Raw genomic sequence first — 23902 nt, forward strand, 5'->3', positions numbered from 1 at the left:
GAGGAATGAACATGGTTAGAAGAGAGAAAGGTTTAACAGGTAAACAAAAGGCAGCTATCCTCCTGATCTCTCTTGGTCCTGATGTATCAGCATCCGTTTACAAACATTTGTCTGAAGAAGATATCGAGAAATTAACATTGGAGATTTCCGGAGTGAAGAAGGTAGAAACGGAAGCTAAGGAAGACATCTTAGAGGAATTTCATCAAATTGCCATTGCACAGGACTATATCTCTCAGGGTGGAATCGGCTATGCGAAGACTGTCTTGGAGAAGGCACTTGGCTCTGAGCAGGCTTTAGCGATCATTAACCGTTTAACCTCTTCCTTACAGGTCAAACCCTTTGACTTTGCACGGAGAGCGGATGCAGCTCAAATTCTGAACTTCATTCAGAATGAACATCCACAAACCATTGCATTGATTCTATCTTATCTTGATCCTCAACAAGCAGGTCAGATCCTTTCAGAGCTTCCACAGGAAGTCCAGGCAGATATCGCGAGAAGGATTGCCGTAATGGATGGTACCTCTCCTGAAGTGATCAGTGAAGTGGAAGCGATCCTTGAAAGGAAGCTTTCAGCGACCGTGACACAGGATTATACTCAAACCGGAGGGGTGGAAGCGGTAGTGGAAGTGTTGAACGGGGTAGATCGTTCGACAGAGAAAACCATCCTTGATGCCCTGGAGATTCAAGATCCTGAATTAGCAGAAGAAATCAAAAAGAGGATGTTTGTGTTTGAAGATATTGTAACGCTTGATGGCCGTTCCATCCAGCGTGTGATCAGGGATTGTGATAATGAAGATCTGCTTCTCTCACTTAAAGTGTCAAGTGATGAAGTGAAAGAAGTGGTATTCAGGAATATGTCGAACCGGATGGTTGAGACCCTTAAAGAAGAAATGGAATTCATGGGGCCCGTCCGATTGCGGGATGTTGAAGAAGCACAATCTCGGATTGTAGCAGTCATAAGAAGGTTAGAGGATTCAGGTGAAATCATCATTGCCCGTGGTGGAGGAGACGATATTATTGTCTAGGATCATAAAGTCTACCGTAGCTCAATCCATTGAAGACAACCGGAAAGTAATATCTCTTAAGAGAGTGAATCAGATGGACGACGCATCCCCGGAGGAAAATAGGTTAATAGGGAATGCATCGATTCGAAGGGAACGAATCATAGAGCAGGCGACCATTGAAGCAGAACGAATCACCCGGGAAGCAAGTGAGGAGATTCGTCGCGAAGAAGAACGGTTGTTACTTGACAAAGAAAGATGGATAACAGAGCGGGAGCAGCTTATGAAAGAAGCATATGATACCGGATTCCTGCAAGGAGAGGAAGAAGGCAGAAAGAAAGGCTACCAGGAATATGAGAACAAACTGCATGAAGCAAACGAGATAACAGAGAACAACAGGGAACAGTATGAGGGTTACATCCAAAGGGCAGAGAAAGTCATCATCAATCTTGGGATAGCATGTGCCGGGAAAATCATAAATCAAAAATTGAAGGATGAACCGGATTTATTCCTTTCCATCGTGGAACGGGGACTCAAGGAAGTGAGGGATTTACCTCACATCCAAATTCATGTGCATCCAACGAGACATAAGCTCCTTGCTGAGAACAAGTCTGAACTCGAAGTCATGTTTCCCACTGATATTCAATGTTTCATCTATGCAAACGATGATCTTCTCCCTGAGGAATGCTTTATTGAAACAAATCAAGGACGGGTCATTGTCAGTGTGGATTCTCAATTGAAAGAATTGAAGCTGAAGCTCCACCATCTTCTTGAAGGTGATGTGCGATGAAAGCAGCAGATCTTATCTCTCAGATCTCCCATATCCCCACATTTAAGAAGTTCGGGAAAGTGAAACGGGTAGTCGGGCTGATGATCGAGTCCCAAGGTCCTGAAAGCTCTGTAGGTGAAGTGTGTCATATCCATATTCTTTCCCGTGGCAAACAGAAAGTGATACAAGCAGAGGTCGTCGGCTTTAATGATGATTTGGTGATCCTTATGCCATATACCAACATGCAGGATATCTCACCAGGCAGTTTAGTGGAAGCAACGGCAAAACCATTAGAAATCAAAATCGGGCCATCGTTAATAGGGAAAGTGATAGATTCCCTTGGCCATCCCCTTGATGGAAGCCAATTACCTTCGGGATTAAGCACTGCCTACACAGAACAGGAACCACCCAATCCATTATCAAGACCTCCCATTGATGAAAAAATGGAAGTTGGCGTAAAAGCCATCGATAGCATGCTGACCGTCGGTAAAGGGCAAAGGGTAGGAATCTTTGCCGGAAGTGGTGTGGGAAAAAGCACATTACTTGGTATGATCGCCAGAAATACGAAAGCTGATTTAAATGTCATCGCATTGGTAGGGGAACGCGGTAGGGAAGTAAGAGAATTCATTGAAAGAGATTTAGGTGAAGAAGGGTTGCAGAAAACAATTGTAGTGGCTGCCACATCCGACCAGCCTGCCCTCATGAGAATTAAAGGCGCCTTTACGGCAACTGCGATTGCGGAATACTTCCGTGATAAAGGTATGAACGTCATGCTGATGATGGACTCTGCCACCAGGGTAGCCATGGCACAGAGGGAAATCGGGTTGGCGGTTGGAGAACCGCCTACAACCAAAGGCTATACTCCTTCCGTATTCGCTATTTTACCGAAGCTACTCGAGAGAACAGGAACAAACCTCAATGGGAGTATTACGGCGTTTTATACCGTTCTCGTAGATGGTGATGACTTGAATGAACCTATTTCGGATACAGTGAGGGGGATACTCGACGGTCATATCGTACTCGACCGTCAGATTTCGAATCGCGGCCAATATCCTGCCATTAATATTCTGAAGAGTGTCAGCCGGTTAATGAATCACCTTGCCTCTAAAGAACATTTACAAGCTGCCACTAGAATAAGAGAGTTATTGAGTACCTATATGAATTCAGAAGATTTGATTCAAATAGGAGCATACAAAAAAGGAACTTCCCGTGAAGTGGATGAAGCCATCAACTATTATCCGGGAATCATTTCCTTCCTGAAGCAGGGTGTATACGAGCAGATTTCACTACCCTCGAGTGTTGATGAGCTTATAAAGCTATCTGAAAAAGGTGGATGATCCGAATGAATTATCAATATAAATTCCAACGAATTTTAACCTTGAAAGAAAAAGAAAAAGATGAAGTCCAGGAGATGTATAAGGGTTCCATTGAAAAGTTTGAAACAGTTGCAGGTAAGCTATATGAATTTTTGAAAAAGAAAGAAACCCTGGAGCTCCATCAGGTGAATAAATTACAGGGGGGCTTATCTGTCCAGGATATCCGTCATCATCAACAGTTCATCACCAATCTTGAAAAGACCATCTCTTATTATCAGGATCTGGTGATCCAAGCGAGGAATCGGATGAATTGGTATGAAGAAAAACTGGTGGATATGAATGTGGAAGTGAAAAAATACGAAAAGATGAAAGAAAAAGATTTTGAGAGGTTTCTTCAGGACATCCAATCAATGGAAAATAAGCAATTAGACGAAGTGTCGGTTGTCCAATATTTGAAACGGGGAGTTAGGTGATTTCATGGCAAAGGCAGTCGAAGAGGAAAAAAAAGATTCACACAACCGCTTCCAAAGATTCATTTTCATCATCGTCATTCCTCTCTTGTTTGCTATCACCTTCGCTTTGGTCATCATGACGTTTGCAGGAATCAATATATTTGAAAAGGCACAGTCACTAGGCTCGGAAATTCCTTTTTTGGCAAAGGTCATCCCTTCAGATGATGGAGAGGACAGAAAACAATTACAAGAGAGAATTATTTCATTAAACGCTTCGATTGAAAATCAAGAAGCTAAAATAACCCAGCTACAAAGTGAAATAGATAAAAAAGCCAGTGACAATGAGCAGCTTCAGGCAACCATCCAGCAGCAGAATGAAGATATGAATGAACTCCGACAGATCGGTGAAGACAACAAGCGGGCATTTAAGGAGGTAGTCAATACCTTTGAAGCGATGTCTTCGAAAAGCGCCGCTCCGGTTCTCATGAAAATGGAAGATGAAGAGGCGATGAAGATTCTTTCAAACATTAAACCAGATACGCTGGCAGACATTTTAGAAAAGATGCCTCCGGAGGATGCTGCAAGATATACAAGTCTTCTATCAGCAGAGGAATGATCTGTTTTGTTTCTTTAAAGGAGGTGAATGAATGGAAATCGGAATCGCTACACAAAGGGTCAACCCTGCATCACATATGAATAAGGAAGCGGACCTTCCGAAAAAAGGAATTGGCTTTTCAAAGCACCTTCTGGGGTTCGTCGCCAACCAAAGCAGTGAATTGAAAGAAGTTAAGGCAGAAAATGCCCAGTCTTTTCTCATGAATCTGGAAGCTATTCTTACAACTGGTAAACTGGAGGATCTCGGCCTCACACAAGGGCAGTTGGATCAATTATCAAAAGTGAAAGAACTTGATGTTAATCAGATTGCAGCTATTTTGGGGATTAGCACAGAAGGAATCACAACACTCTTTTCTGAATTGAAGTCTGTTATGTTTGGAACGGGGTCACATGTCGATCCGGATAAGGTCGAGGATGTTTATGAAGATCTGCTTGGTATACTTCAATTATTACAGTCCGCCCTTTCACAGGATATCAAGGGAACAAAGTCATCTGTTGAAAATTCATTGAAAGAATTAAATAGCCAAGGAGAAATTGAAGGCACCGTCAAATTAGCAAAAGTAATGGAACTGTTTGCCCGTAACCGTGATATGCATGTCACTGATGCGTCTAAAGCAGTAGAGCTGAAAGATATGGTGAAGAATATCAAAACCGGGATAGAGGGTATCTTACCGAAACTTGAGCATTCGTCAGGTGATTGGTCGAAAATTCTGAGAGAAGCCTATACACGGCGACTACCTGAAGAATCTCTTGAAAAAAATCCTGATATGAATGCATCTGCTGCAGAAAAGAAAGGCATTCAACAGGTTCAAGGAACCAATCTTCACTTTGTTCTGCCTAAGGCTGAAACTTTTTCAATGAATTTGCCACAAACAAGCCGTTCCCTTCAATACGAACAATTTGTTAAAGAATTTCAGAACATCCTTGGTAAATCGAATATGCTGTCCCAACCAAATATGAGTAAGTTGCTAATTAAACTGTATCCAGAACAATTGGGTTCTTTAAGAATTGAATTATTACAGCAAAATGGCGTCATGACTGCGAAGATCCTGGCTTCTACCACCAGTGCTAAAGAAATGCTGGATTCACAGATTCATGGATTGAAACATGCTTTCAGTGCCCAGAATCTGAATGTTGAGAAGATCGAAATCTCACAGGCATTCACGGATACTGAGCGCCAGTATAAAGGACATTCCGAGCAGGAGTCCCATCAGCACAAACAGCAACAATCCGATCAGGCTGAATCGACAAATGAAGAAGAGATTCAATCCTTCAAAGATTATCTCGTAAATACTGAAATATAGGTGATGACATGACGAAAATAGATCAGAGCTTACTATATTCCACCCTTCAGACAAAGCAACGTGAAACAGGGGGGGATATCTTAGGGAAAGATGATTTCCTTAAAATCCTGATGACCCAATTGCAAAATCAAGACCCGATGAATCCCATGCAGGACAAGGATTTCATCGCACAGATGGCGACATTTTCCTCACTGGAGCAAATGACCAATCTTACCCAGACGATGGAGAAATTCGTGGATAATCAAAGTCAGACACAATTGATTTCCTATAATCAATTTGTGGGGAAAGAAGTGACCTGGCATAAGATTATTGAATCCGAATCAGATGAAGAACCTGAAATTCAAGAAGGACAAGGACTCGTCAAGGGTGTCCGCTTTAAAGGGGACTCTGTTGAATTCATCATGGAAGATGGAACGATCTTGACTCCGGGGAACATTTCTCAAGTGAATACTTCAGGAAGCGGGGATTCATCTCTCGTAAGTGCATCTATGTTAATTGGCAAGAAGGTGACATGGAGTGGGGAGGATGGAGAACTGAGCGGAGTGGTTCAATCTGTTTCGAAAAAGGATTCCCAAATATGGGTTCATACAGAATCAGGTGAAAAAGTCTCCAGTAATGCATTGTTAAAAATTGAATCCTAGGGAGTGGTATTATGGAAAAAACGTTCTTTCACCGCTCACCGCAACCTATCACGCCTAATTTTCAAAGTAAAGCAGTTAATCGATCTACCCGCTCTTCGACATCATTTGCAACGCAATTGGATAAGGCCATTCAAGATGTCCCTCCTATGCAAATCAGCAAACACGCAAAAGCAAGGATGGAACAAAGAGGAATCTCGATCCCTTCGGAAACGTGGGAGAAGATAGGGGAGAAAGTGAAAGAAGCGAAGAATAAAGGTGTACAGGACTCACTGGTAATACTGAAAGATGCAGCATTGATAGTCAGTGCGAAGAACCAGACGGTAATCACCGCACTCGACCGTGAAGAGGCAAATTCTCAAATATTCACCAACATTAATGGAACCATATTAATCGATTCATAGGCCGGACCTGAAAAGGAAGCCTATATGCTGCGGAACGACTGAAGCAGCACATACGAAAGGGGAAAACATTCATGCTACGTTCAATGTATTCAGGTATAAGTGGAATGAAAAACTTTCAGACCAAATTAGATGTTATCGGTAATAATATTGCCAATGTCAATACGTACGGTTTTAAAAAAGGCAGGGTTGTATTTAAAGACATGATAAATCAAAATATCTCAGGCGCGAGTGCTTCTGGTGATACAAGAGGAGGAGTTAATCCTAGGCAAGTTGGATTGGGCTCACAAATATCTACAATCGACACCATTCATACAACCGGAAGTTTGCAGGCAACGGGAAGAGTACTGGATTTAGCGGTTTCTGGTTCTGGGTTCTTTCAAGCAACTGATAAAGCAGGCACGGAAACTTTCTATACCAGGGCTGGGAATTTTTATATGGATAATAATGGGGATTTGGTTACAGGTGATGGACTTTTCCTAAAACCTAAAATCAATATACCAACAGATGCTAAAAGTATGAACATTGGTCAAGATGGTACGGTTAATTATATTGATAAAGACGGCGATCTTCAATCTGCCGGTCAACTGACATTAGCGAAGTTCCCAAATGACGGTGGTCTAGAAAAGGCTGGTGGTAATTACTTTAGGGAAACAACAAATTCCGGGACTCCCACCATTGATCTTCCAGGTAGTACAGGGATTGGCACCATAGAATCCGGGTTCTTGGAAATGTCCAATGTCGACCTTTCAGAGGAGTTTACAGAAATGATTGTAGCTCAGCGTGGATTCCAGGCAAATACACGGATCATCACAACATCAGATGAAATCCTGCAAGAACTTGTAAACTTGAAACGTTAATTCCTTGAAAGGGAGGAAGGGACTGGCTGAACAGATTTAGTCAGTCCCCATATCAAATGATTACATTGACCAGACTGAATGGTAAATCGTTTACACTGAATGCCCTATACATAGAAACAGTCGAAGCATTTCCCGATACTACCATTCTATTAACAAATGGTAGACGGTATGTTGTGAAAGAAACAGTGGATGAGGTCAATTCCTGCTCACTTACCTTTTTTCAAAAAGTGAATCTGCTTCATCTGTCCCAGGAGGGAGGTAGTACAAATTGAAGAGTAAAACGATGACCATCATGTTGATTTCATTGGCGACCATTACACTCGTTGGTGTCATAGCACTGGTCGTATTGCTGAAGTTTTCCGGGGATGAAGAAGCAAAAGATCCCTCCATTGAAGAAGTGATTGAAAACTCGGTGGACATACCTGAAATGACCACGAATTTATTGAGTAACGACTTTATTCGTATCTCATTTAAAATTCAAACGGATAGTAAGAAAGCAAAGGAAGAATTAGCGAAAAGGGATTTTCAAGTGAATAATATCATCATAGAAGAGCTTTCAGAATTGAAAGCAGAAGAACTGCAAGGAAAAAAAGGGAAAGAATTGGTCGAGACAAAGGTTAAAGACAAAGTGAACTCCCTTATGCAGGAAGGCGCGGTAGAAAAAGTTTATATCACCTCTATGATGATTCAATAAATAAGCCTGGAAGGTTTGGAGGTGAAGGGATGGCTAGTGAAATATTGTCTCAAAGTGAAATTGATGCTCTTTTATCAGCCCTCAATACCGGGGAGATGAGTGCGGATGATTTCAAAAAAGAAGAAGAAGAGAAGAAAGTCAAAGTATATGATTTTAAAAGAGCCCTGCGCTTTTCAAAAGACCAGATCAGAAGCTTAACGAGGATACATGAGAATTTCGCAAGGATTTTAACGACCTATTTCTCTGCCCAACTAAGGACTTACGTTCAAATTAATGTAGCTTCTGCAGATCAGATTCCTTATGAGGAATTTATCCGCTCCGTACCGAAAATGACGATTTTGAACGTATATGAACTTCCGCCACTCGATGGAAGGATCCTCATGGAAATCAACCCGAATATCGCTTATTCAATGATGGATCGAGTCATGGGGGGCAGAGGAATAAGTGTCAATAAAGTGGAGAGTCTGACGGAAATTGAAACGAGGATCATGAGTCAATTATTCGAAAAGGCGTTTGAAAATCTCAGGGAAGCCTGGAGCACAGTGGTGGACGTTGATCCGATGTTTGCTGAATTTGAAGTGAATCCACAGTTTCTGCAAATGGTCTCTCCCAATGAAACCGTAGTGGTCATTTCCTTGAATACAACGATTGGTGAGACCAGTGGAATGATCAATATTTGCATTCCCCACGTTGTATTGGAACCGATCCTTCCGAAATTATCCGGCAGTTATTGGATGGAATCAAAGCGGAAAGAAAGCAACCCTGAAGAAACCGCCCAGCTTGAAAGAAGAATCAAGAGGGCACAAGTTCCGATCGTGGCTGAATTAGGACAATCAGACATCACCATCGAGGAATTCCTTATGCTATCGATTGGTGATGTCATTGAAATGAATACCCGAATCGATGATCCTTTAACTATTAAAATAGGTGAGATTCCTAAATTCACTGCACAGCCTGGTAAATCAAATAAAAAAATGGCAGTGCAAATTTTAGATTCGTTGAAAGGGGGAGACGACGAAGATGAGTGATATGTTATCGCAAGATGAAATAGATGCGTTACTTCGTGGTTCGGCGGAACCTGAAGAAGAAAGTGCGGACCGCAAAGAGATTAAGATGAGTGATTACATCAGCTCCATAGAAGAAGATGCTTTAGGTGAAATCGGGAACATTTCGTTTGGAAGTTCAGCAACAGCGCTTTCCACCTTATTAAATCAGAAGGTGGAAATTACGACTCCTAAAGTAACCATCATCAATAAGAACTATTTAGAAGAGGAATTTCCTCATCCTTATGTAGCCATTCAGGTACAATATACCGAAGGGTTCTCCGGTGTGAATTTGCTCGTGATCAAACAATCGGATGCGTCCATCATTGCCGACTTGATGCTAGGTGGCGATGGAAGAAATCCCTCCGGAGATCTCGGCGAAATTCAGCTCAGCGCTGTACAGGAGGCGATGAATCAGATGATGGGTTCAGCTGCTACATCGATGTCGACTGTATTCAGTAAGAAAGTGGATATTTCACCTCCATCCATTGACCTCATGTACATTCCCAAAGGGGAAGGAGAAGAAAACCTGCCAGATCAAGATCTTCTTGTGAAGGTGTCGTTTTCTTTGAAAATAGGAGATCTGATAGATTCCAATATTATGCAGCTCCTGCCGTTATCCTTTGCGAGGAGTTTAGTAGACGAATTAATGAATGGTAGTGCTACGGAGGAAGTGGCGGCAGCGTCCGCTCCGAGTATGGAAGCACCGAAAGTCGATCCTGAACCGGCATATAGCGGTATCGCGGAAAGTACACACACGTCTCACCAGTCCCACCCTCAGCATCTTGGGGGACAAAGCGGACAGACTGAACCCGTGCATGTACAACCGGCTACATTCAGTAACTTCGAGCCTGCTGCACTTGGACAACAGGAAAGTAAAAACTTAAATATGCTATTGGATATTCCGCTTCAGGTAACGGTGGAGCTCGGGAGAACCAATCGATCAGTAAGAGACATCCTGGAGTTATCATCAGGTTCGATCATCGAACTTGATAAGCTAGCCGGGGAACCGGTCGATATCCTTGTAAACAGCCAGCTGATGGCCAAGGGGGAAGTCGTTGTCATCGATGAGAATTTCGGTGTCAGGATCACCGACATTGTGAGTCAGAGTGATCGAATTAAAAAACTAAAATAATGGAAAATTTATATATGAAATGATGGAGGATGAGGGTAATGGCGAATAAGATTCTAATTGTAGATGATGCAGCCTTTATGAGAATGATGATTAAAGATATTTTAACGAAAAATGGTTTTGACGTAGTAGGGGAAGCCGCGGATGGAAGTCAGGCTGTGGATAAATATAAAGAGTTAAAACCCGACCTAGTGACGATGGATATTACCATGCCTGAAAAAGATGGTATCGCTGCCTTAAAGGAAATCAAATCAATTGATGCAGGTGCGAAAATCATTATGTGTTCAGCCATGGGCCAACAAGCCATGGTCATCGATGCGATCCAAGCAGGTGCGAAGGATTTTATCGTAAAACCGTTCCAGTCCGATCGTGTAATCGAAGCGATCCAAAAAGCGTTAAGCTAACAGTTAATAAGAAGGTGCATGGATTGAAAAAGTTTCAAATACTATTTGCAATATTGCTTTTCATCTTCACGGCAATTGCCGGGGATATTACAGCATTTGCTGAAGTGAACAATGTGAAAGACTGCATAGAGCACCCAGATACATGCAAGGGGCAGCAAACGGATGGAGTGGAAGGTTCTGAATCAGGACTAGGCACATCCGTTACGTTTGTAGATTACGTTAAGATGATCGTTGCCCTTATCTTTGTAGTGGCACTCATATATTTTTTATTAAAGTTCATTAATCAAAAAGGAAGATCGTTTCAACAAACCAAATTAATCAATCATTTAGGCGGGACCCCACTTGGGGGAAACCGTTCTGTCCAAATAGTAAAGGTAGGCAAGCAGGTACTGGTCTTGGGTGTGGGGGAAGATATTCAGCTTTTGAAAGAGGTAAGGGATGAAAAAGAAAAAGAAGAGATTCTTTCTTATTATGAAGAATCACAATATCCCGATGCTAAATCTGCTGTTTCGAACTTGATGAACAGAGTCAAAGGGTCTTCGCCGAATAAGACGGACAGTTCATTTCAAGCTCAGTTGAAATCACAGCTTGAGGAAATGAACAAGGGAAGAAAAAAGATGCTCGAGGAGTTAAAGAATAAGGGGAAACAGTCAGATGAATGAATTCATGGAGTTTTTCAATAGTAGTTCAGCAGATGATGTGTCGACAAGTGTAAAGCTGCTGTTACTATTTACCGTCTTATCACTTGCACCCAGTATTCTGATATTAATGACATCCTTTACCCGGATCATGATCGTCCTGTCCTTCGTCCGTACGTCCCTTGCCACTCAGCAAATGCCGCCGAATCAGGTATTGATCGGACTTTCTTTATTTCTTACTTTCTTTATTATGGCTCCTACTTTTCAAGAGGTGAATGATGAAGCGTTGACACCTCTTTTTAATGAAGAGATCAATCTGGAAGAAGCATACACGAAGGCTTCGATTCCTTTTAAGGAATTTATGAGTAAGCAGACGAGACAAAAGGATTTGGAATTGTTCCTGGAATATTCAGGAGCTGAACGTCCCGAATCAGTGAAAGATATTCCTCTTACATCCTTAGTGCCGGCATTCGCATTGAGTGAAATCAAGACGGCTTTTCAGATAGGTTTTATGATTTTTATCCCATTTTTGGTCATCGATATGGTCGTAGCCAGTGTCTTAATGTCGATGGGTATGATGATGCTGCCACCTGTCATGATTTCATTGCCGTTCAAAATATTACTATTTGTTTTAGTGGATGGCTGGTACTTAGTAATAAAATCTCTTTTACAAAGCTTTTAAGTAGGTGAGTTTCAATGAATGCTGAATCCGTAATTGCCATAGCAGAGAGGGGTATCTACGTTACTCTCGTCGTATCAGGCCCATTGCTGCTACTGGCCCTGGTTGTCGGGTTGATTGTCAGTATTTTTCAAGCGACAACCCAAATTCAAGAACAGACACTTGCATTCATTCCGAAAATTGTTGCCGTGCTGATTGGCATCGTTTTCTTTGGGCCTTGGATGTTAACGAAGCTTGTGACATATACTTCTCAGATTTTTTCAGATTTAACAAGGTTCGTAGGGTAGGAGAATGGAAGAGCTAGTACCTATACTATCGGTATATCTACTCGTTTTTGTGAGGGTTTCGGCATTTTTTGTCACAATGCCTCTATTTTCATATCGAAATATTCCTGCACAGCATCGAATCGCCTTTTCAGTGGTACTATCATGGGTCATGTACTATACGATCGACTCAAAGGCATTTGAAATCAATGGACAATACTTCCTTTTGATCATGAAAGAAGCCATGATCGGTCTTTTGATCGGTTTTGTTGCTTACATGATCGTAACAGCTATTCAAATAGCGGGGGGCTTCATTGATTTTCAAATGGGGTTTGCCATTGCGAACGTAATTGACCCTCAAACCGGAGCCCAAAGCCCTTTGACGGGACAATATTTATACACATTCGCCCTATTGTTATTGCTCGCCCTTAATGGTCATCATTTACTGCTCGATGGAATTTTTTACAGTTATCAATTGATTCCAATTGATTCTCCTTGGATTCCCTTTGGAAATGAGAACTTAATCGATTATGTCATTACTTCTTTTAATTCCATGTTCATCATCGCTTTTCAGATGTCTATTCCTGTCGTCGCGACTCTTTTCCTTGTGGATGTGGCATTAGGCATCGTAGCGAGGACTGTACCCCAGTTAAATATCTTTGTGGTTGGGTTTCCCATAAAAATCGGAGTAGCCTTCATCGTATTATTTATAGTCATGGGGGTCACATTTACGGTCATGCAGAAATTGTTTGAAATGATGTTTGTGACCATGAGGGATTTAATGAAAATTATTGGAGGCACATAAATTGCAGTGGCTATCATTAGACCTACAGTATTTCAGTGGGGAAAAGACAGAGAAAGCAACCCCCAAAAAAAGGGATGACGCCAGAAAAAAAGGTCAAACAGCGAAAAGTCAGGATGTCAATACGGCCATCATTCTTCTGGCTGTCTTTTTATTTCTGACCTTCAGTGCTTCCTATATAGGGGACATCGTGTTTGATTTGTTTCATCAAACGTTTCAGGAATACATGCTCATGGATCTTACTGAAAACACCGTTCAAGTCATCACCATGGACCTGATGAAAGAGATTGCCCTGCTGCTTGGTCCGATCATGCTCGTCGCACTTGTTGCCGGCTTAATCTCGAATTATATACAAGTTGGTGTGATGTTCACGACAGAGCCTTTACAACCTAAATTGGAGAAAATCGATCCCATTAAAGGGTTTAAACGGATTTTTTCCCTTCGTGCCATCGTCGAATTATTAAAATCCATCCTGAAAATTTCATTTGTAGGCGCCATTACGTTTGTCATTCTATGGATGAACATCGACCGGGTGTTGAGTCTGTCCTTTAAATCGGTGGGAGATTCACTGACAACCATGGCAAGTCTGACGATTCAAATGGGAATTGCAGCATCGCTTGCGTTATTATTCTTATCTCTTTTTGATTTTCTTTATCAGAGATATGATTTTGAGAAGAACATACGGATGTCGAAACAGGACTTGAAAGACGAACATAAAAACGTTGAAGGTGACCCGCTCATCAAGTCTAAAATTAAGCAAAGACAGCGGGAGATGGCCATGCGGCGCATGATGCAGGAAGTACCCGAGGCAGATGTAGTGATCACCAATCCCACTCACTTTGCCATTGCCCTTAAATATGATGAGGATAAAATGGATGCCCCATATATCGTGGCAAAGGGCGTTGATTACCTGGCACAGAAAATTAAATATATCGCAGGTGAAAATGACGTCGTCATGGTTGAGAACCGGCCGCTTGCCCGTTCGCTCTATGAATCGGCAGAAATCGGCGATGCCGTACCTGAAGAATTTTTCAAGGCAATAGCAGAAATTTTAGCTTATGTTTACCGAATCAAAAACCAGATGTAAGCAGTTAGGAGAGAAACAATGTCAGCAAGAGATTTATCCGTATTAGCCAGTGTCATATTAATCGTTGCCATGCTTATTATCCCATTCCCATCCTGGTTATTGAGTTTATTGATCATCATGAATATTTCACTTGCATTACTTGTCCTCCTAATCTCCATGAATATGAATGAACCGTTACAGTTTTCTATATTTCCTTCCCTATTATTATTATTGACGCTTTTCAGATTGGGTCTAAATGTTTCCACAACGAGATCGATCCTTAGTAAGGGTGAAGCGGGGGACGTTGTGGAAACCTTTGGAACATTCGTTGTAGGTGGGAATATCCTTGTTGGACTTGTTGTATTCATCATATTGATCGTCATACAATTCATTGTCATCACGAAAGGTTCTGAACGTGTATCAGAGGTTGCAGCACGGTTTACACTCGATGCCATGCCCGGGAAACAGATGAGTATCGATGCTGATTTAAATGCCGGGATGATCTCTGAGCACGATGCAAGAAACCGTCGTGAAAAAGTAGGAAGAGAAGCGGATTTCTATGGAGCGATGGACGGAGCATCCAAATTCGTAAAGGGTGATGCCATCGCAGGGATCGTCATTGTCATGATCAACCTGATATTTGGGATCATCATCGGAATGACTCAGCAGGGGCTTCCTATTGCAGAGGCAGCAACCCGTTACTCGCTTCTGACAGTCGGTGACGGAATCGTAAGTCAAATCCCGGCTCTATTAATATCGACCGCAACAGGTATCGTAGTGACGAGGGCTGCATCTGAAGGGAATCTGGGGCAGGATATCATGAATCAGCTTCTGGCTTATCCTGTCATGCTTTATGTATCCGGGTTCACCATTTTCATGCTAGGCATAGCCACCCCAATCAACGATATTTTGACGATCCCGGTAGCGGCCCTACTAGGGATCGGTGGTTATATGTTGTCAAGGTCGCCTAAAGAGAGTGAAACGGACATGATGGAATTGGAGGAAGAAGTGGAGCAGGACGAAATGAAGAGTCCTGAAAGCGTCGTAAACCTTCTTAATGTCGATCCGATAGAATTTGAGTTCGGCTACGGATTGATTCCACTTGCAGATACAAACCAGGGGGGAGACCTTCTTGACAGGATCGTGATGATCAGGCGTCAATTGGCCATCGAGCTTGGCCTTGTCATCCCTGTGGTCAGGATCCGGGATAATATTCAGCTTCAGCCGAACGAATACAGGTTGAAAATCAAAGGAAATGAGATGGCCCGTGGGGAACTTCTCTTAGATCACTATCTGGCGATGAGTCCAGGGGTAGAAGATGACTCCATTGAAGGGATCGATACGATCGAGCCGTCTTTCGGCCTTCCCGCTAAATGGATATCAGAAGACATGAAGGAGCAGGCAGAGATATTCGGATACACAGTAGTAGATCCTCCATCAGTGGTTTCAACTCACATCACGGAGTTGATAAAGAATAATGCACACGAACTTCTGGGGAGGCAGGAAACGAAGCAGCTCATTGATCATCTTCAGGAATCTTACCCTATCCTTGTTGAGGAAGTGACGCCGAATCCGTTGGCTGTAGGAGAAGTGCAAAAGGTACTCTCCAAGCTATTAAAAGAAAATGTATCCATCAGGAATTTACCGATCATCTTCGAAACACTTGCCGATTACGGGAAGATGAGTTCGGATACCGATCTGTTAGCAGAATATGTGAGACAGTCACTCGCCAGGCAAATCACGAATCAATATGTTCAAGGGGACACTTCATTAAAGGTGGTCACCATGAGCGGCAAGGTGGAGAAAATGATTGCTGATGCCATTCAGCAAACAGAACATGGCAACTATTTATCCATGGATCCCAATGACTCGCAGGGCATACTTGAAGCTGTCGCCTCTCAAGTGGAACAGCTTTCCCTTATGGAAGAATCCCCCGTCATTCTCTGTTCTCCTGCTGTGAGAATGTATGTAAGGCAGTTAACGGAAAGATATTTTCCACAGGTACCAATCATTTCTTATAACGAATTAGAGGCAAATGTAGAAGTACAAAGTTTAGGGGTGGTGAATGTAGGATGAAAGTAAAGAAGTACACGGCTCCATCCATGAATGAAGCAATGAAGAAGGTCAGGGCTGAACTGGGTGAAGATGCAGTCATTTTAAATTCCAAAGTTTCTTACACAGGTGGATTTATCGGATTATTCAAGAAAAAAATGATTCAAGTAATAGCCGCCATTGACCCGGAGGTTGAAAATGAAAGACTGGAAATCAGCAGGGTGAAAACGAAGCAAGCTTCAACATCGGTCATTCAACCCGTCTTGGAAAAAGAACAGAAGACTGCGCAGGATTCCAATCGATTGGTAGAAGTAGAATTAAAGGAATTAAAGCAAATGATTTCTTCACTGAAATCCAGGGATCATTTTGAGAAATTCAGTGACGATGTAAAGGAAGTTCTGCTTCACCTTAAGAAACAGGACGTGAGTGACTCCACATTGTTTCAATTGGGGAATGCGATGGAAGAGAAAATCACAAGTGAATCTGTTCAAATCGACAATAAGGATGAATGGGCCAATAAAGAAGTGAAACGTTTTTTTCACCAACATTTAAAAGAAATCACCTTTGGTGGAATAAGTTATAACAAAAAATATATCAATGTCATTGGTCCTACGGGTGTGGGGAAAACGACGACATTAGCCAAAATGGCCGCTGAAGCAGTGATAGAGAAACGCATGAAAATCGCCTTTATCACTACGGACACATATCGCATCGCAGCGATTGAACAATTGAAAACGTATGGGGGCCTCCTGAATGTCCCCGTTGAAGTGGTCTATAAAATGGAGGACTTCAAAAAAGCAATCGAGAAGTTCGTGGACTACGATCATGTATTCATTGATACAGCTGGTCGTAATTTCAGGGAAAGAAAATATGTAGAAGATTTGCAAAAGATCATCGATTTTGATCATCATATGGAAACCTATCTGGTGCTATCATTGACAAGTAAGGAGCGGGATATGCGGGAAGTCATCTCACAATTTTCCTCTATTGATATTGATCGTTTTATCTTTACTAAATCAGACGAGACATCTAGTTACGGCTCCATGATCAATATGATGTCTGAAGTGAAGATCGGTGCAGCCTACGTAACCAATGGTCAGGACGTCCCTGAGGATATTACCGAGGTAAAAGAGGATGAAATCGTAAGTATGCTCATGAAAGGATTCAGCTATGAAAGATCAAGCATATAACTTGAGAAGGAAAATGCTCATGTCCGATTCTGAAGCTGCTAAAACGATTGCAATCGTTAGTGGAAAGGGAGGGGTAGGTAAATCGAATATATCTACAAACCTCTCTATCCTGCTTGGTAAAGAGAATAAGAAGGTACTATTATTTGATCTTGATATAGGCATGGGGAACATTCATATCTTACTTGGAAGTCATCATTCATACTCCATCATGGATTATATTGAGGAAAAAGAACTAGATATCGCCACCGTTATATGTGAAAATGTTCATGGTATCTCTTACATAAGTGGGGGTAATGGCCTGAAAAATATAGTGGAGTGGAAAGAAAAGCAAATGGAACGCTTTTTCGAAGTAATGGAATACGCCATCCATAAGTATGATTATATTCTGTTTGATATGGGGGCGGGTGCTACGAAGGAAACGCTTGAGTTTCTCCTCGCCATGGATGAAATCATTGTTGTCACCACTCCTGAACCAACCTCCATTACAGACGCCTATTCCATGATGAAATATATCTACCTGAGGGACGGGGAAAAACCTTTCTATCTCTTATGTAATCGGGCGGAATTCAAGAATGAAGGACTTCAGACCATTACTAGATTACAAGAAACAGTGAGGAAGTTCCTTCACAAGGAAATCGTATCCCTGGGGGTCCTTCCAGAGGATTCAGCTGTCAGGAAGGCCGTCATTCACCAAACGCCGATCGTTGTGGGTTATCCTGCATCAGCCATGACACTGAGCCTGCATACGATGGTTCATCGCCTGACAGGTAAGAGGGAGTCCAGGGATCGTAAAGGGACAGGGTTTGTAAAGACATTTCGAAAATTGTTTTTTGGGAGGTAAAAGCCCTGAATGAAAAAGGTTCTAGTTGTAGATGATTCAGCATTTATGAGAAAACTTATCAGTGAATTTTTAACGAGCACCAAACAGCTAGAAGTGATAGGGATTGCACGGAATGGTGAAGACGCGATTGCCAAGATAAAACGGCTTCAGCCAGATGTCGTAACCCTTGATGTGGAAATGCCAAAGATGAATGGGATAGATGCCCTAAGGCGGATTATGGAGGAGTGCCCAGTCCCTGTCGTCATGCTTTCTTCTACGACAATTGAAGGGGCGGATGAGACGGTTAAAGCCATGGAACTTGGAGCTGTTGATTTCGTCTCTAAACCATCAGGGACCATATCTCTGGATCTTCATAAGATTCAAGGTGAAATGGTGGAAAAAGTAGTGGCGGCAAGCAAGGTGAATGTGAGGAAAATAACCGGGACGTTAGAGAGGAATACAGCAAAAGACAAGGACACGGAAGTCGGCTCAGACGTGGCAAAACCATTGCCTATTGATCGTACATGGGGCGTGAAATCTCCTAAGGTGATCCTGATCGGAACATCAACGGGTGGCCCCCGGGCCTTACAAAACGTATTAACAGAATTACCCCGTCAGCTGGATGCCCCAATCGTCGTCGTTCAGCATATGCCCCCGGGATTTACAAGATCACTCGCCAACCGGTTGGATGGTCAAGCCGCGATAAATGTGAAAGAAGCAGAAGACGGCGAAATTCTTGCAAAAGGAACGGCCTATATTGCGCCGGGTGGTATCCACACAAGGGTGGTAGAAATTGGCGGACAATTATCGATCGAACTTTCGAAAGAGGAACCGAGAAATGGTCATAGACCTTCGGTTGATATATTGTTCGAGTCTGCTAGCCTGCTTCGACATTATGCTAAAATTGCCGTGATTTTGACCGGAATGGGTGCTGATGGTTCACAAGGACTGATCAAGCTTAAAGAGCAAGGCGAAGTGAAAGCTATCGCAGAATCAAGAGAGACATGTATTGTGTTCGGGATGCCAAAATCGGCTATCGCTACACGGTTAGTGGACAGGGTGGAACATATCGGGGATATCCCTCGATCAATTATGACATACATGGTGTAGAGAGGTGTGGAGCACATGGAGCTGAGTCAATACTTAGAAGTATTTATAGAAGAAAGTAAAGAAAATCTGCAAACCTGTAATGAGCAATTGCTTGAACTGGAGAAAAATCCGGAAGATCTCACGATTGTCAATGAAATCTTTCGATCTGCTCATACCCTAAAAGGGATGTCTGCCACGATGGGATATGAGGATTTAGCAAATCTTACACATAAAATGGAAAATGTTCTTGATGCAATCAGGAATGAAAAAATAAAGGTGTCACCTGAAATATTAGATGTTGTGTTTAAATCCGTCGATGATCTTGAAGCCATGGTGTTCTCCATTGCCGATGGAGGAGATGGAAAGCGTGATGTCACAGAAGTTGTAGCGATGCTTGAGGTCATAGAAAAAGGGGAAAGTCTACAAGCAGCAGTTGTTGACAGTGAGGTCGCTGCAGCTGTTGAGACTACCGAAAAGCAGACCTTATCCATGCAATATGAAGCCTTTGAGCAAACCGTGATTCAACAATCACATGAACAGGGATTCCGTTGTTTTGAAATCTCTGTTTCACTCCGGGAGGATTGCCTGCTTAAAGCTGCCAGGGTGTATATGGTCTTTGAAGTGTTGGGGAAGTTAGGTGAAGTCATAAAGTCCCTTCCGACAGTAGATCAGCTTGAGGAGGAGCAATTCGACCAATCCTTCGTTATTGCCGTGGTGTCTAAAGAAGAGCCTGTTCATATAGAGAGTGCGGTGCGCAAGGTATCTGAAGTGGACGAAGTCTCCGTTGTGGAACTGACGAGCCTGGATTTGCAGAATCAGAATCAATTAGAGGATGCTATCACAGAACCGGCAGGGAAAGAAGTTGAAGTAAAAGGACAGGAGGCTTCCAAACCTTCCGGAAACGTGACGAAGCATTCGAATCCTTCCAATAAAACGATTCGAGTCAACATTGAACGGCTGGATGTCCTTATGAACCTTTTTGAGGAGCTGGTCATTGATAGAGGAAGATTGGAACAAATTTCCAAAGATTTGAATAATCCTGAGTTAAATGAAACAGTGGAAAGAATGACAAGAATATCAGGGGATTTGCAAAACATCATCCTCAATATGCGCATGGTTCCTGTTGAAACCGTATTTAATCGCTTTCCACGAATGGTCAGACAGCTTGCACGAGATTTGAATAAAAAAATCGAATTAGAGGTCATCGGTGCAGAAACGGAACTTGATCGAACGGTGATAGATGAGATAGGTGATCCTCTTGTTCACTTGATACGGAACGCATTGGATCATGGGATTGAAATGCCGGAACTCCGTGTGGAAAATGGAAAGCCGGAACAGGGAACTGTCCAGCTGAAAGCATATCATAGTGGAAATCATGTCTTTATCGAACTGGAAGACGATGGAGCAGGTATCAACAAAACGAGGGTCCTCGAGAAAGCGATCCAGAAAGGGATCGTCACAGATGAAGCCGCTCATACATTAACCGATCGACAAATCTACGAACTCATACTGGCTTCAGGATTCTCTACGGCCGAACAGATTTCGGATATCTCCGGAAGAGGAGTCGGACTGGATGTAGTAAAAGCGACGATTGAGTCTCTTGGTGGTTCCATTACGATTGATTCCACGGAAGGGCAGGGGTCATTGTTTTCTATTCAATTACCACTCACCTTATCGATTATTTCTGTCATGCTTGTGGAAATCCAAGAAGAAAAGTATGCCATTCCTCTCTCTTCCATTATTGAGACGGCAATTGTGAAAAAGGAAGAAATCATGAAAGCTCACAATCAGAGAGTGATCGATTTCAGAGGGAAAGTTGTGCCATTGTTGTTCCTTGAGGATGTATTTGAAGTACCGAAACATTCCAAGGATGAAGAATTGTATTCTGTTGTCATTGTACGAAAAGGGGAAAAAATGGCCGGGTTAGTCGTTGATTCCTTTATAGGTCAGCAGGAAGTTGTATTGAAATCCTTAGGGAATTATTTAAACGATGTATTTGCGATCTCTGGTGCAACCATCTTAGGAGATGGCCAGGTAGCGCTGATTGTTGATTGCAATGCGTTAATAAAATAGGAGGTAAGGGTAATGAGTGAAATAATAGATGCAGTGGAAGATTTAAAGCTTATCGTATTTCAATTGGTGGATAAGGAATACGCCATTCCTGTCCACCAGGTACGATCCATCGAGAAGCTCGAACATATTACAAGGGTTCCGAGAACCGCCTCCTATGTAAAAGGTGTGATCAACTTGCGCGGGGTAGTGACACCAATCATCGACTTAAGGAGCAGATTCGATTTACCGGTTTCAGAGCCGACCGACAGTTCACGTGTCATCATTGCAGGATTAGAGGACAAAGAGGTAGGTCTGATCGTGGATGCTGCCAATGATGTGCTGGATGTTGCCAGAGAATCGATTGAACCTTCCCCGGAAGTTGTGGGAGTTGTAGAAGCTGAGTACATCGGTGGAGTCGTAAAGCAAGACAAACGACTTCTGATTGTTCTCCATTTAGATAAAATACTTCAATCCATCTAAGGGGAGAGAATCGTTTGGGCTATGAAAAAAGGATAACATCGATGCATTTAGATATATTGAAAGAAATCGGTAATATAGGGGCAGGTAATGCTGCGACTGCCCTTTCCACCCTGCTTGATAAAAAGATAGATATGAAAGTACCGAGTGTCAAAGTCGTTTCATTTGATGAAATGATGGAAATGGCAGGAGGGCCTGATAATGTGGTCGTAAGTGTATTCTTACGAATTGAGGGGGAGGCACCGGGGAGCATGTTCTTCCTATTGCCACTTGAACAGGCATCCATGTATATCCGAAGCATGATCCAGGATCGCTCTTTCTCGTTCAAAGCCCCCCCTTATTCAGAATTGGGGCTATCTGCCATGCAGGAATTGGGTAATATTCTTTCAGGTTCATATTTATCGTCCCTATCAGACTTTACTAATCTTAAGCTTCTTCCATCCGTTCCTGCTTTATCCGTTGACATGGCAGGTGCGATCATCGGTTTTGGATTACTGGAAATATCACAGGTGAGCGATTATGCAATCGTCATAGACACTGCCCTGAAGGAAGAAGAAGTGGAGGAGTCGGAAAGTGTGAAGGGTCACTTCTTCCTCCTGCCGGATCCCGAATCTTTTGAAATTATTTTCCAATCATTGGGTGTAAGCCTATGATGGGTACCAGCACTGTTGTAAAGGTCGGAATTGCGGATATGAATATCGTCGAGGGCGAAGGCTCGATCCGCACCTCGGGCCTTGGATCTTGTGTCGGGGTCGTTTTATATGATGAGCTTCTCAAACTGGCCGGAATGGTCCATGTGATGCTGCCTCACTCCTCGATCGGAAATGAAACGAAACCGAATCCCGCCAAATACGCCGACACAGGAATCGAAGCACTCATAGGTCAACTAAGAAACCGGGGGGCAAGCATTAGAAGACTTCAGTGCAAAATGGCCGGCGGTGCCCAAATGTTTCAATTTCAATCGAAGAGTGACGTCATGAGGATTGGCCCAAGAAATGTGGAAGCTGTAAGAGTTGCCCTTTCAAAGCATGGGGTGCCGGTGGTTTCCGAGGACTTAGGGGGCAATAAAGGTAGAACGATCGAATTCTTCGCGTCCACCGGGGTTCTTCATGTACGTACGGTAAATGAAGGTACCAAGGAATTGTGAAGTCATTCATTCTCTTCAGGTAAAATCAATCACTAAGCGTTTCCATGAAAGAATTAGACAGCAAGGAGGATTCTTATGTCTCAACAATTCACTCGAACAGATGAGCAACAATATTGGGAGAAATGGATCAACAGTCGTGATACAGAAGCCGGAGATATGTTAGTGAAAAAGTACATGCCACTAGTGTCGTATCATGTCCAGCGAATTTCCGTTGGCCTGCCAAGGAACGTCTCGAGAGAAGATATTAAGAGTCTTGGTTTGATGGGGTTATTGGATGCACTTCAGAAGTTCGATCCCACAAGAGATTTAAAGTTCGATACATATGCGTCGTTCCGGGTCAGGGGGGCCATCCTTGATGGGCTCAGAAAAGAAGATTGGCTTCCCCGGTCTACAAGGGACCGGGCAAAGAAGATCGAGGCCAGGACCGTGGAACTTGAACAAAAGCTTTTACGCCACGTGACCGCAGAGGAAGTTGCCGCATCATTGGAGATGACGCCTGATGAAGTATACCAGACCACAAATGAGCATTTCTTTGCAAATGTCCTTTCCATGGATGAGCAATTGACTGATGACGATCACGAATCTCAAAACTATTCCATTAAAGATCATAAGACGATTTCACCCGAAGACGAAGTATTGAAAGGTGAAAAACTGAATGAATTAGAGCAAACGATCTTGACCCTTTCAGAGAAAGAGCAGCTTGTGTTAAGTTTATTCTATAAGGAAGAACTGACCCTGACAGAAATCGGGGAAGTCATGAGCTTGTCCACATCCAGGATTTCGCAAATTCATTCAAAATCCATCTTCAAATTACGAAATCTACTGGGCTCATAAATTGCTGTGAAAAATGTGGGGACAATTCCCCCCCCCCCCAGAAATATACACTGATGGACTGTCCCTGAAACATGTGCGTATGGGAGCAGTCCTTTTACTTGCCGGAAAAATTTGTAGTGAAATCATACAAAATAGGGTGATGACATTGATTATGTTTCTACTTT

The 23902-nt window shown here is 42.7% G+C and carries 28 protein-coding genes; all 28 read left to right on the forward strand.

Annotation, left to right across the window (positions count from 1 at the left end; translation table 11 throughout):
* The first annotated feature begins 11 nt into the window (after positions 1-11).
* Entirely contained in the window at positions 12-1025 is a 1014-nt protein-coding gene (gene fliG, locus NQ095_RS09580; protein WP_060669737.1) for a flagellar motor switch protein FliG, read from the forward strand.
* Positions 1018-1791 (forward strand): flagellar assembly protein FliH, encoded by a 774-nt coding sequence (fliH, locus tag NQ095_RS09585; RefSeq protein WP_258263253.1) that lies wholly within the window; start codon positions 1018-1020, stop codon positions 1789-1791. The genes fliG and fliH overlap by 8 nt, the downstream gene beginning before the upstream one ends.
* Positions 1788-3107: a flagellar protein export ATPase FliI gene (fliI, locus tag NQ095_RS09590; RefSeq protein ID WP_258263254.1), complete on the forward strand. Its 1320-nt coding sequence runs from the start codon at positions 1788-1790 to the stop codon at positions 3105-3107. Before fliH ends, fliI begins: the two co-directional genes overlap by 4 nt.
* Positions 3108-3112: 5 nt before the next feature.
* Complete coding sequence (gene fliJ / locus NQ095_RS09595; RefSeq protein WP_258263255.1) at positions 3113-3559, forward strand: flagellar export protein FliJ; 447 nt, start codon at positions 3113-3115, stop codon at positions 3557-3559.
* A 4-nt stretch (positions 3560-3563) separates the two neighbouring features.
* Positions 3564-4154: a MotE family protein gene (locus tag NQ095_RS09600; RefSeq protein ID WP_258263256.1), complete on the forward strand. Its 591-nt coding sequence runs from the start codon at positions 3564-3566 to the stop codon at positions 4152-4154.
* Positions 4155-4185: 31 nt separating this feature from the next.
* Positions 4186-5457: a flagellar hook-length control protein FliK gene (locus tag NQ095_RS09605; RefSeq protein WP_258263257.1), complete on the forward strand. Its 1272-nt coding sequence runs from the start codon at positions 4186-4188 to the stop codon at positions 5455-5457.
* Positions 5458-5465: 8 nt separating this feature from the next.
* Positions 5466-6098: a flagellar hook assembly protein FlgD gene (gene flgD / locus NQ095_RS09610; RefSeq protein WP_258263258.1), complete on the forward strand. Its 633-nt coding sequence runs from the start codon at positions 5466-5468 to the stop codon at positions 6096-6098.
* 11 nt (positions 6099-6109) lie between these two features.
* Positions 6110-6499, forward strand: coding sequence for a TIGR02530 family flagellar biosynthesis protein (locus NQ095_RS09615; RefSeq protein ID WP_258263259.1), 390 nt, complete (start codon positions 6110-6112; stop codon positions 6497-6499).
* Positions 6500-6570: 71 nt separating this feature from the next.
* Positions 6571-7356 carry a flagellar basal body rod protein FlgG gene (gene flgG, locus NQ095_RS09620; protein WP_258263260.1) on the forward strand — a complete coding sequence of 262 codons (786 nt, stop codon included), beginning with the start codon at positions 6571-6573 and terminating at the stop codon, positions 7354-7356.
* 56 nt (positions 7357-7412) lie between these two features.
* Positions 7413-7628, forward strand: coding sequence for a flagellar FlbD family protein (locus NQ095_RS09625; RefSeq protein ID WP_258263261.1), 216 nt, complete (start codon positions 7413-7415; stop codon positions 7626-7628).
* Between the two features lie 11 nt (positions 7629-7639).
* A complete protein-coding gene (gene fliL, locus NQ095_RS09630) occupies positions 7640-8050 on the forward strand; it encodes a flagellar basal body-associated protein FliL (protein WP_258263383.1) in 411 nt (136 codons plus the stop codon).
* A gap of 29 nt (positions 8051-8079) precedes the next feature.
* Positions 8080-9078 carry a flagellar motor switch protein FliM gene (gene fliM, locus NQ095_RS09635; RefSeq protein ID WP_258263262.1) on the forward strand — a complete coding sequence of 333 codons (999 nt, stop codon included), beginning with the start codon at positions 8080-8082 and terminating at the stop codon, positions 9076-9078.
* Positions 9071-10228, forward strand: a complete 1158-nt coding sequence (gene fliY / locus NQ095_RS09640) for a flagellar motor switch phosphatase FliY (RefSeq protein WP_258263263.1) — start codon at positions 9071-9073, stop codon at positions 10226-10228. The genes fliM and fliY overlap by 8 nt, the downstream gene beginning before the upstream one ends.
* Before the next feature lie 38 nt (positions 10229-10266).
* Positions 10267-10629 (forward strand): response regulator, encoded by a 363-nt coding sequence (locus tag NQ095_RS09645; protein WP_258263264.1) that lies wholly within the window; start codon positions 10267-10269, stop codon positions 10627-10629.
* A gap of 23 nt (positions 10630-10652) precedes the next feature.
* Positions 10653-11291 (forward strand): flagellar biosynthetic protein FliO, encoded by a 639-nt coding sequence (locus tag NQ095_RS09650; RefSeq protein ID WP_258263265.1) that lies wholly within the window; start codon positions 10653-10655, stop codon positions 11289-11291.
* On the forward strand, positions 11284-11949 hold the full coding sequence (gene fliP, locus NQ095_RS09655; RefSeq protein WP_060669713.1) for a flagellar type III secretion system pore protein FliP: 666 nt from the start codon (positions 11284-11286) through the stop codon (positions 11947-11949). The genes NQ095_RS09650 and fliP overlap by 8 nt, the downstream gene beginning before the upstream one ends.
* A gap of 14 nt (positions 11950-11963) precedes the next feature.
* The gene (fliQ, locus tag NQ095_RS09660) at positions 11964-12233 is read left to right on the forward strand and encodes a flagellar biosynthesis protein FliQ (RefSeq protein WP_034760208.1); all 270 of its coding nucleotides are present in this window, start codon (positions 11964-11966) and stop codon (positions 12231-12233) included.
* Positions 12234-12237: 4 nt separating this feature from the next.
* Complete coding sequence (fliR, locus tag NQ095_RS09665; RefSeq protein WP_098440765.1) at positions 12238-13014, forward strand: flagellar biosynthetic protein FliR; 777 nt, start codon at positions 12238-12240, stop codon at positions 13012-13014.
* A 1-nt stretch (position 13015) separates the two neighbouring features.
* Positions 13016-14098, forward strand: coding sequence for a flagellar biosynthesis protein FlhB (gene flhB, locus NQ095_RS09670; RefSeq protein WP_258263266.1), 1083 nt, complete (start codon positions 13016-13018; stop codon positions 14096-14098).
* 18 nt (positions 14099-14116) lie between these two features.
* Positions 14117-16153 carry a flagellar biosynthesis protein FlhA gene (gene flhA, locus NQ095_RS09675; RefSeq protein ID WP_258263267.1) on the forward strand — a complete coding sequence of 679 codons (2037 nt, stop codon included), beginning with the start codon at positions 14117-14119 and terminating at the stop codon, positions 16151-16153.
* On the forward strand, positions 16150-17319 hold the full coding sequence (gene flhF, locus NQ095_RS09680; RefSeq protein ID WP_258263268.1) for a flagellar biosynthesis GTPase FlhF: 1170 nt from the start codon (positions 16150-16152) through the stop codon (positions 17317-17319). Before flhA ends, flhF begins: the two co-directional genes overlap by 4 nt.
* On the forward strand, positions 17300-18160 hold the full coding sequence (locus tag NQ095_RS09685; protein WP_258263269.1) for a MinD/ParA family protein: 861 nt from the start codon (positions 17300-17302) through the stop codon (positions 18158-18160). Before flhF ends, NQ095_RS09685 begins: the two co-directional genes overlap by 20 nt.
* A gap of 9 nt (positions 18161-18169) precedes the next feature.
* Positions 18170-19249, forward strand: coding sequence for a protein-glutamate methylesterase/protein-glutamine glutaminase (locus NQ095_RS09690; protein ID WP_258263270.1), 1080 nt, complete (start codon positions 18170-18172; stop codon positions 19247-19249).
* A gap of 15 nt (positions 19250-19264) precedes the next feature.
* The gene (locus NQ095_RS09695; protein WP_258263271.1) at positions 19265-21301 is read left to right on the forward strand and encodes a chemotaxis protein CheA; all 2037 of its coding nucleotides are present in this window, start codon (positions 19265-19267) and stop codon (positions 21299-21301) included.
* A gap of 12 nt (positions 21302-21313) precedes the next feature.
* Positions 21314-21760: a chemotaxis protein CheW gene (locus NQ095_RS09700; protein WP_258263272.1), complete on the forward strand. Its 447-nt coding sequence runs from the start codon at positions 21314-21316 to the stop codon at positions 21758-21760.
* Positions 21761-21801: 41 nt separating this feature from the next.
* A complete protein-coding gene (locus NQ095_RS09705; RefSeq protein WP_375162831.1) occupies positions 21802-22410 on the forward strand; it encodes a chemotaxis protein CheC in 609 nt (202 codons plus the stop codon).
* A complete protein-coding gene (locus NQ095_RS09710) occupies positions 22407-22904 on the forward strand; it encodes a chemotaxis protein CheD (protein ID WP_309137628.1) in 498 nt (165 codons plus the stop codon). The genes NQ095_RS09705 and NQ095_RS09710 overlap by 4 nt, the downstream gene beginning before the upstream one ends.
* Before the next feature lie 75 nt (positions 22905-22979).
* A complete protein-coding gene (locus NQ095_RS09715) occupies positions 22980-23738 on the forward strand; it encodes a FliA/WhiG family RNA polymerase sigma factor (protein ID WP_258263274.1) in 759 nt (252 codons plus the stop codon).
* Positions 23739-23902 lie beyond the last annotated feature (164 nt).

Origin of the sequence: Rossellomorea sp. SC111 (assembly GCF_024733565.1) — a bacterium.
Classification (GTDB): Bacteria; Bacillota; Bacilli; order Bacillales; family Bacillaceae_B; genus Rossellomorea.

Bases quoted from the DNA above. Each gene is read 5' to 3' on its own strand.
- NQ095_RS09615 (WP_258263259.1), top strand. From the start codon at position 6,110: ATGGAAAAAACGTTCTTTCACCGCTCACCGCAACCTATCACGCCTAAT.
- fliI (WP_258263254.1), top strand. From the start codon at position 1,788: ATGAAAGCAGCAGATCTTATCTCTCAGATCTCCCATATCCCCACATTT.
- fliR (WP_098440765.1), top strand. From the start codon at position 12,238: ATGGAAGAGCTAGTACCTATACTATCGGTATATCTACTCGTTTTTGTG.
- NQ095_RS09700 (WP_258263272.1), top strand. From the start codon at position 21,314: ATGAGTGAAATAATAGATGCAGTGGAAGATTTAAAGCTTATCGTATTT.
- NQ095_RS09645 (WP_258263264.1), top strand. From the start codon at position 10,267: ATGGCGAATAAGATTCTAATTGTAGATGATGCAGCCTTTATGAGAATG.
- NQ095_RS09715 (WP_258263274.1), top strand. From the start codon at position 22,980: ATGTCTCAACAATTCACTCGAACAGATGAGCAACAATATTGGGAGAAA.
- flhA (WP_258263267.1), top strand. From the start codon at position 14,117: ATGTCAGCAAGAGATTTATCCGTATTAGCCAGTGTCATATTAATCGTT.
- flgD (WP_258263258.1), top strand. From the start codon at position 5,466: ATGACGAAAATAGATCAGAGCTTACTATATTCCACCCTTCAGACAAAG.
- flgG (WP_258263260.1), top strand. From the start codon at position 6,571: ATGCTACGTTCAATGTATTCAGGTATAAGTGGAATGAAAAACTTTCAG.
- NQ095_RS09705 (WP_375162831.1), top strand. From the start codon at position 21,802: ATGCATTTAGATATATTGAAAGAAATCGGTAATATAGGGGCAGGTAAT.
- NQ095_RS09625 (WP_258263261.1), top strand. From the start codon at position 7,413: ATGATTACATTGACCAGACTGAATGGTAAATCGTTTACACTGAATGCC.
- fliL (WP_258263383.1), top strand. From the start codon at position 7,640: ATGACCATCATGTTGATTTCATTGGCGACCATTACACTCGTTGGTGTC.
- NQ095_RS09695 (WP_258263271.1), top strand. From the start codon at position 19,265: ATGGAGCTGAGTCAATACTTAGAAGTATTTATAGAAGAAAGTAAAGAA.
- fliQ (WP_034760208.1), top strand. From the start codon at position 11,964: ATGAATGCTGAATCCGTAATTGCCATAGCAGAGAGGGGTATCTACGTT.
- NQ095_RS09600 (WP_258263256.1), top strand. From the start codon at position 3,564: ATGGCAAAGGCAGTCGAAGAGGAAAAAAAAGATTCACACAACCGCTTC.
- fliP (WP_060669713.1), top strand. From the start codon at position 11,284: ATGAATGAATTCATGGAGTTTTTCAATAGTAGTTCAGCAGATGATGTG.
- NQ095_RS09710 (WP_309137628.1), top strand. From the start codon at position 22,407: ATGATGGGTACCAGCACTGTTGTAAAGGTCGGAATTGCGGATATGAAT.
- fliM (WP_258263262.1), top strand. From the start codon at position 8,080: ATGGCTAGTGAAATATTGTCTCAAAGTGAAATTGATGCTCTTTTATCA.
- NQ095_RS09685 (WP_258263269.1), top strand. From the start codon at position 17,300: ATGAAAGATCAAGCATATAACTTGAGAAGGAAAATGCTCATGTCCGAT.
- fliG (WP_060669737.1), top strand. From the start codon at position 12: ATGGTTAGAAGAGAGAAAGGTTTAACAGGTAAACAAAAGGCAGCTATC.
- fliY (WP_258263263.1), top strand. From the start codon at position 9,071: ATGAGTGATATGTTATCGCAAGATGAAATAGATGCGTTACTTCGTGGT.
- flhF (WP_258263268.1), top strand. From the start codon at position 16,150: ATGAAAGTAAAGAAGTACACGGCTCCATCCATGAATGAAGCAATGAAG.
- NQ095_RS09605 (WP_258263257.1), top strand. From the start codon at position 4,186: ATGGAAATCGGAATCGCTACACAAAGGGTCAACCCTGCATCACATATG.
- NQ095_RS09690 (WP_258263270.1), top strand. From the start codon at position 18,170: ATGAAAAAGGTTCTAGTTGTAGATGATTCAGCATTTATGAGAAAACTT.
- fliJ (WP_258263255.1), top strand. From the start codon at position 3,113: ATGAATTATCAATATAAATTCCAACGAATTTTAACCTTGAAAGAAAAA.